5 protein-coding genes and 1 rRNA gene (1 of these 6 only partly in view) are annotated in these 7,500 nt (G+C 35.7%); 2 read left to right on the top strand and 4 right to left on the bottom strand.

Annotation, left to right across the window (positions count from 1 at the left end; genetic code table 11):
- From ACKI5B_RS12605 to ACKI5B_RS12590, 4 genes are all read right to left on the bottom strand, one after another.
- A 16S ribosomal RNA gene (locus tag ACKI5B_RS12605) occupies positions 1–217 on the bottom strand (it extends 1,324 nt beyond the left edge of the window).
- 289 nt (positions 218–506) lie between these two features.
- Positions 507–1,214 (bottom strand): tRNA (guanosine(46)-N7)-methyltransferase TrmB, encoded by a 708-nt coding sequence (gene trmB, locus ACKI5B_RS12600; RefSeq protein WP_407429305.1) that lies wholly within the window; start codon positions 1,212–1,214, stop codon positions 507–509.
- Between the two features lies 1 nt (position 1,215).
- Positions 1,216–1,857, bottom strand: coding sequence for a hypothetical protein (locus tag ACKI5B_RS12595; RefSeq protein ID WP_407429303.1), 642 nt, complete (start codon positions 1,855–1,857; stop codon positions 1,216–1,218).
- Between the two features lie 2 nt (positions 1,858–1,859).
- A complete protein-coding gene (locus ACKI5B_RS12590) occupies positions 1,860–3,026 on the bottom strand; it encodes a DUF8084 family protein (RefSeq protein ID WP_407429301.1) in 1,167 nt (388 codons plus the stop codon).
- A gap of 79 nt (positions 3,027–3,105) precedes the next feature.
- On the opposite strand from ACKI5B_RS12590, the gene ACKI5B_RS12585 reads away from it, so the two are divergent.
- Positions 3,106–5,079, top strand: a complete 1,974-nt coding sequence (locus ACKI5B_RS12585; RefSeq protein WP_407429299.1) for a hypothetical protein — start codon at positions 3,106–3,108, stop codon at positions 5,077–5,079.
- The gene (gene dinB, locus ACKI5B_RS12580) at positions 5,079–7,472 is read left to right on the top strand and encodes a DNA polymerase IV (protein ID WP_407429297.1); all 2,394 of its coding nucleotides are present in this window, start codon (positions 5,079–5,081) and stop codon (positions 7,470–7,472) included. The genes ACKI5B_RS12585 and dinB overlap by 1 nt, the downstream gene beginning before the upstream one ends.
- Positions 7,473–7,500 lie beyond the last annotated feature (28 nt).

Raw genomic sequence — 7,500 nt, 5'->3', positions numbered from 1 at the left:
AGCCGAAGCTCTTTTCCTCTTCCGCTTCCAATACGGAAAACCTTATCCGGTATTACCCTGTGTTTCCACAGGCTATCCCCGTCCGAAAGGTATGTCATCTACGTGTTACTCACCAGTCCGCCGCTCTAGGATACCCGAAGGTATCTTACCGCTCGACTTGCATGCTTAAGACGCGCCGCCAGCGTTCGTTCTGAGCCAGGATCAAACTCTCCATGATTATTCTAAAGCCCCGAAGGGCAAAAGATTCACGAATCATTTTACCTGACCAATCTTTTGATTGATTAGGAACGCCATAAAAGATTTCTCTTTTACTGGCTTTGTTTTTCATGTGATATACGATGGAACAATTGACATTGCTCCACATGTATTGTCTTTTCTTTCCTTCACTTATCTGATTATGTTCAAAGAACTTTTACCGTACTGACCGGTTGTCAGCGGGTGAGAATGAATATATCACACCAATATTTTTCTGTCAACACTTATTTTCTTTTTTTTCAAAAAAAATACTATTTTTTTACAAACATCAATTCTGTTATTACCCGATTTGCATCCAATCCCTTTTGTTCAAACCGGGTTTCTGGACGCCACTGCTGATGGGGAGCATATTTTTCATACTTATTTTTTAAACCATCAGTTACAGAAAGCTGTTCCAGTCCGAATTCAGCGTAAGGAAGCCAGTCAGTTACAAAATACAGATAACCGTCTTTAACAAGTTTTTTTGCCATTAAATCAGTTCGAGGTCTTTGAACAAGTCTTCTCTTAAAATGGCGTTTCTTTTGCCATGGATCAGGAAAAAATATATGAAAAGCACTGACAGATTCATCATTTATCTGCTCTGTAAGAACCTCCATTGCATCATGTTCAATAATGCGCAGATTATTCAGATTTTTTTCACGAATTTCGCCCAAAAGTTTTCCGACGCCAGGTTTATGAACTTCAATTCCAAGATAATTAATCTGAGGATTATTCTCAGCAATAATTGCAGTTGCTTTTCCCATGCCAAACCCAATTTCAATTACTACAGGATTTTTATTCCCAAAAACTGTTTCAAAATCAAGTTTTTTTTCTGAATACGGAACACAAAACTGCTCATGAAGTTCTTCATAAGCCTTTCTTTCACTAGCTGTAAAATGCCCCTGTCGAAGTACAAAAGTATGAATCTCACGGTGAATTCCATCAGTTTTTCTAGACGTAACAATATCTTTATTTTCCATTTTATCTATCCGTTAATAATTTTTCTTCCGGCATCATGCAAATTATAGAATTTCCAGATGTAACATAACAAATTCTTTTTGAAAAAGCTGTTTTATAATCTTTTAATATTGATTCATTCGATTTCCACGAAGCTTTTGCTTTTCCCATAAAAAGAAGCTCACCAGAATCATCATAGACAGCAATATTTTCATTATATTTACCAAGAAAATCTTTACACTTAAGGGCGTTAGATTTTAATAATTCTAAACTGTAATTCACATCAAAATTAATTGAATCTTCATTTCCTGCTGCATCATAATAAACAGCAGAATAGGAACCGACAGGTATGGATTCACCTTCAGGCGCACTAAGATTTAATGAATAGGTATAATTTTTATTTAAACCTGTAAAGATTCCAGGATTTTTTACATTCCACGAATAGCCTGATTTTTCATTGGATACAACAAAACTGTCAGTACGCTGAACTTCATTTGTTACCTGGAAAAAAACTGCAAGTCTTGCAGACGGCGGATTTTCATTATCAGAATAATCAAAAATTGTACTGGCCGTAACCGTTACAACATCTGTTTCTGAATCTGAACAGGAAAAAAAAGCAAGAGAAGAAATTACAGCCAGTATATAAAAATATCTGAATGATTTCATTTTTAAAAATTGAAAATCAGATTTATGACTGTTAAATCCTGATTCTGGAACTGATTTACAATGGATTCAAATTTAACATTAAGTTTTTTACATGCATCATCAAGATAAGAAAGATAATACAAACCTAAATCAGTTCCCCCCTGCCCGTCAGGAAGCTCTCTGTAAAAATCTATTAAAGACCGCTTATTTGTATCGGCAGCCATTTTATTTTCGATATTTTCTTTTGTTTCCTGATTTTCATCATTTTTGTTTAAAACCATAATCTGAAGACGTCCCTGCTTACCAATAGCAGTAGAACCACCGCCAAGTTTCCAGGAAAGAGAAACCAGTTCATGTTTACGTTTTAATTCTGTAATAATTTTTGAGCGGACTTCCGGATCAAACATAAGAGAATCTAAATCATCAACACCGGCATACATTACTTTAGCTTCTTTTTTAAGATTTTGATTTTCTGCATTAAGTGCAAGTTCCATAAGAAGAATTGAAATATATTCCGCAACACGAGACTTTTCCATGTAAATCTGAAGAAGATGCCTTATAGCAATATTGATTTGTGCGAATCCGTCTTTATCCTTAAAAAACTTTAAAATGATATACCAGTTCAAAAGTGAAAGGCGGTTAAGAAATTTTTCGGTCATGAGAAGATAAATATTACGTTCTTCCAGAGAATATTCTTTATTTTCCATGATTGATTTCCAGACAGGATCAAGAATTTCTTTTTTTGCCTGACGAATTACAGCTTCCCTTTTTGAAATCATTGCACGAAGCTGTTTATCATCAATTTTTGTACGTTCATCAATCAGTTCACTAGGATTAGAACGGTTATGCTTACGGACACAATCACATTTGATGATATCCGAGAAAAGCTGGCGGTCAAACTGTTTGTAAAGAATTGAATAAACAACAACCTTTGCTAAATCCATAACTTCCTGACGGACAGAAACAAATTCCGACATTGAAATTTCGATTTTTGAAATGTAGTCAACCATAATCATATTCTGAATTGACTGAGGCGAAAATGGATTTAACGAAATACCGTATTCTTCAACATTATCAGCTAATCTGATACGAAGTAACTTTTTTTTATTGCTTATAAAATGCGAGGTGCCTTCTTCAGTAAGAATCACTTTTAATGGCAAATTCAATATAAACTTTTTTTCAGCAGGCATCTAAAACTCCTATCCTATACAGAATACATTGTACAACAAGGCACTTGAATTGTAAACCGACAAATTATATTCTAATAAAGTGCATTTAAATAAGATTATAACAGTTTTTTTTATTTTTTTCTCAATTTTTTTTAAGATTTTCCCGGAAAACACTTCTGCATCCCAGCCATACGGAAGTGAACTCTCAAAAACACTTCAAAACATACTAATAAAAAACGGCTTTTCGCCAGTTACACAGGAACTTTCTGCAACAGGGCAAAACACTTTTGCATACAATCTGACTGTTGAATTTAATGCAAAAACCTCACCAGAAAATCTATCAGATAATTCAAAAACAGAGATTGCACTCTGCCTTCCACAGGAAGATTTCTATCAGCATCAGGAACGCATACTGATTTTTCTTACAAAACTAAAAAATCTCGAAAAGCCGTATTCTGTTTATTTTACTTTTACGGCATTAGATTCAGATAATGATTTTAGTCCAAAAGTAAATGGAACTGAAATTTATGCCTCTTCAATTGAAGGCTCTGAATCAATTTTTGCAATGACCATCACATTAAATTCACAGAAAGAAACATCCATAAAGACAGGTTCTCTAAAAGCATGCAGTCCTCTCTGGCTTACAAAAAGGCTTACTGTTTCATTTTTTGATGAAAATGTTTATTTCGATTTTGAAACATCCATTTCATCACTTTACACTCTTGGGCTTATACAAGGTTCAAGAAGACTCTCAAAGTTCGCTCAAGCAGGTATTCCTGCAATTGAAGTAAATTTTTCAGACGAAGACCAGCTTACAGTTCTTGAAGATTTTTTAAATTCCTATGAAATTGAAGGAACAGATGAGTGGGATCAGCATTATTTTTATATTCCTGGAATAAAATCTATAAAACCATTTTTTATAAGCGAAACAATTTTACTCTTTGCCTGCCTGTTTACAGGGATCATCAGCATAATGCTTTTGTGTATTTTTTCTTTCACAGGAAAAAATGGAGAACAAAATAAAAAGAATTTTCAGCGTTCTTTTTATTTAATTCCAATAACTATAGGTGTTTCCTTTTTATCTCTTTATTTCGGACAGTTTTTCACGAAATTTTTATCATTTTTCTTAAATATAAATCCCGTTATTCAATACGGTATAAAAATCACTTTTTCGATGTTTTTTATTTCAATTATGTTTAATATACAGGAAAGATTAAAACTTTCAGTAGCTCATTTTGTTTACGGATATGTAATTTCACTGGTTTCTGTATTAAACATTTTTCTTTTTTCAAGTCAAAATCTGCTTTTATTTGTAGCATTTATTGCAGAATACTTAATAATTTATTTTTCACGAATGACCCGGAAAATTTATATTCTGGTTATTTTCTTCACTTTACTGGTAATGCCTTTTATACCGTATATTTATAAAGTTATCCGTTATGCACAATATTTTGAATTAGAAAGACATGTTTATACCAAACCTTTAGGAAATTTTTTACTTTCACTGGCAATTTTCCCATTTCATATCATGTGGCTAAGGATTTTATTTTTATTAAATGTTTACACGGGAAGAAAAGGTTATTCCATGAAAAGAATGTTTTTTAACAGAATTTTTTACTCCCTGATTGTAATCTCTTTTATATTCACGATACTGACTCTTGTTTCTGTTTTTATTTACCACAAAAATGAACACTTAAAAGATTCCAGAAGAAATGAATTTATTGAACAGGATTTTAATACAATCCGCGCTAGCCTTACAAAAGACTCATTTTCCGGAATGAACACAAATCATATTAATCTGACTTCAAAAGAAAATGCATACCGCTACACAGTTGAAATTTACGGAATTGACTCTCCTCATCCAATTTATGATTCTGTTTATTCCTATGAAGTAATCGCGCATGACGGATACGATGTAATCAGTTTTATAATTCCTGAATATCCGCCCAAAAACATTACAATTGACTATGCGGCCGATATGTTTACTTCAGCCAGAATCGAAATCACAGCATTCTACAAAACAGAAAAAGAACATATTTACCGCACCGAAAAACGGGAACTGAAGGTTGAATAGTGAATAAAGTCTTTCTGCATGTTGATTTAGACGCATTTTTCGCCTCGGTTGAACAGCTTGACCACCCTGAATACAAGGGGAAGCCTGTAATTGTAGGTGGTTTACCTGGTGACAGACGCTCGGTGGTTTCAACTGCAAGTTATGAAGCCAGAAAATTCGGGGTTCATTCTGCTATGCCCACTTTTCAGGCAGTAAAATTGTGCCCAAACGGAATCTATATGCGGCCAAACATGAAAAGGTACCACGAAAAAAGTGAAGAAGTTATGGCAATTTTTAAAGAATACTCGCCTGACATTCAGCAGATTTCCGTTGACGAAGCTTTTATCGATATTACAGGAACAGAAAAACTTTTCGGCAAGCCTGAACAGACTGCCCGCCGGCTAAAAAAAGAAATCCTTGAAAAAACAGGTCTTACGGTCTCTGTGGGACTTGCTTCAACAAAATACTGTGCAAAAATCGCATCCGGATTACAGAAACCCGATGGTCTTACAATCGTGCCATTCGGGAAAGAAACTGATTTTATGCTTTCACTTCCAGTTACAAAAGTCTGGGGAGCAGGCAGCAAAACTCTTTCAAAGCTTGAAAATTACGGAATTAAAACAACCCGCGACATCTACATACGCTCAGAAAAACTTCTGCAAAGCCTTTTCGGAAATTCGGCGGGAAGTTTTTTATACAATGCAGTGCGCGGAAACGAAGGACTTGATTTTCATGCACAGCCTAAAAGCAGGTCAATCAGTGCAGAAAACACCTACGAATACGATTTAACTGATTCTTACACAATAGAAACCGCCCTTTTATGGCTCTGTCACACTGTAATGTTCAGAAGTTTACGCGAAAAAGTGCGCAGTACTTCCGTTTCGCTAAAAATCCGCTATGAAGATTTCTCTACGGTAAGCATTCAGTCTACAGGTGAACGTTATATCTCAAGTGTAGATGATTTATTTGAAAGGGCAAAATCCCTTCTCGAAAAAAAACGTGACACCCGCCTTGGAATCCGCCTTCTTGGTGTTGCAATGCAGAATCTTGAAGATGAATCTTCTCCGCGCCAGATGGAGCTTTTTGATTTTGGAGATGAAAAAAAACGAAAACTTGAAAACGCAATTCTCAAAGCACAGGAAAAAAATCCTGACCTAAAAATTACAAAGGCAAGGCTTTTAGGTACAGCATCCCTTAGCCTGCTTCTGGCTATTTTACCGCTCCAGAAAGTGAATGCAGAACTTTCTTCGACAACAGAAAAAGAAGCGGACGGAGCTGCAGGAATCGTCTTTGACACTTCACGCCTTCCTCTTTCAGATTCAGGAAATTTCATCTCAATTTTTAACAGGGATTTCGGAGACCAGAACGTTGAGTTTTTTGCATCGGGATACTGGAAAAGCACGGTAAAAGGCTCAGCTTCCTACAGTTTCGGTTTTGGGACAACTCCTGCCCTTTCAGTCTCGTCGCCGATTTTTGCTCAGAACGTTGATTTAAACCTTTATTTTATGCTCAATCATCACTGGTACTTTGAAGCCGACTTTGCCGATGAATTTTCAAAAAATACAGTTGCAGCAGGCTATATTGGTGAAGGATACTTAAAATCAGCCCGCATCTCTAACCGAAAAATCATATTTCCATCAATATATTCTGTAGATGAAGTAAACCGTGGAATCGGAGGGGGAGAAAATCAGGCTCCGGGTATTTCATTCAACTGGTCTGGTGAAAAATGGCGTGCCGATTCCGCCGTCAGATACGATTTAATTGAAGCACACGAAAAGTCATGGTACGGAAAAAACTCTGTTTCCATAAATGAAATAGAGCTTTCTTCATTTAACACAGGAAATCAATACATTCTGCCAGAATCTGCATTAATTCAAATAATCAAGTCAGTTTATGTTGAAAGCTCATCCGGAACTTACCGGGATTCAAAAGGGCGTAAATACAAAAAGCTCGACGAAAGCCAGTATCTTTTAGTTTCATCTGAAAATCAGATTTTACTTTCCAAAGATGCAAAAGCTTACCGGAAAAATGGAGTTTTACCTGCTGTTGCAGTAACTTTCTATTCATCCGTCACGCAAAGTGATTTTGGAACTTATGATGATTCATCAACCTTTCTGGGGAAAATGCAGCTCTGGTTCAACGGCGGAAATGAAAATGGAAAAATAAAACTTTCAAAATATTCATACACATTATTCAATTCGATTGATGGTGAAGACTGTCTGTTTTTACAGCATCCGGCAGGTTTTTCTCCTTTTACTGTAGCTTCGCGCTATGACTGCAGTTCATCCTCGGCAGGCGATGCACAGGTTGCATATTCAAGCAGCCAGACAGCAGATTTAACATACAGTGCAGTTATTGATGAAGATAACCTGAGTTTTGCCAGCACAGATTTTTTTTATTCAAATCATCTTTAAAGTCGGATCGTAGCCATGTCGTTCTGTG

This window comes from Treponema sp. (assembly GCF_045657965.1).
Taxonomy (GTDB): Bacteria; Spirochaetota; Spirochaetia; order Treponematales; family Treponemataceae; genus Treponema_D.
Note: the sequence above shows the minus strand (reverse complement) of the source record. Positions and strands in the feature narration are given on the sequence as shown.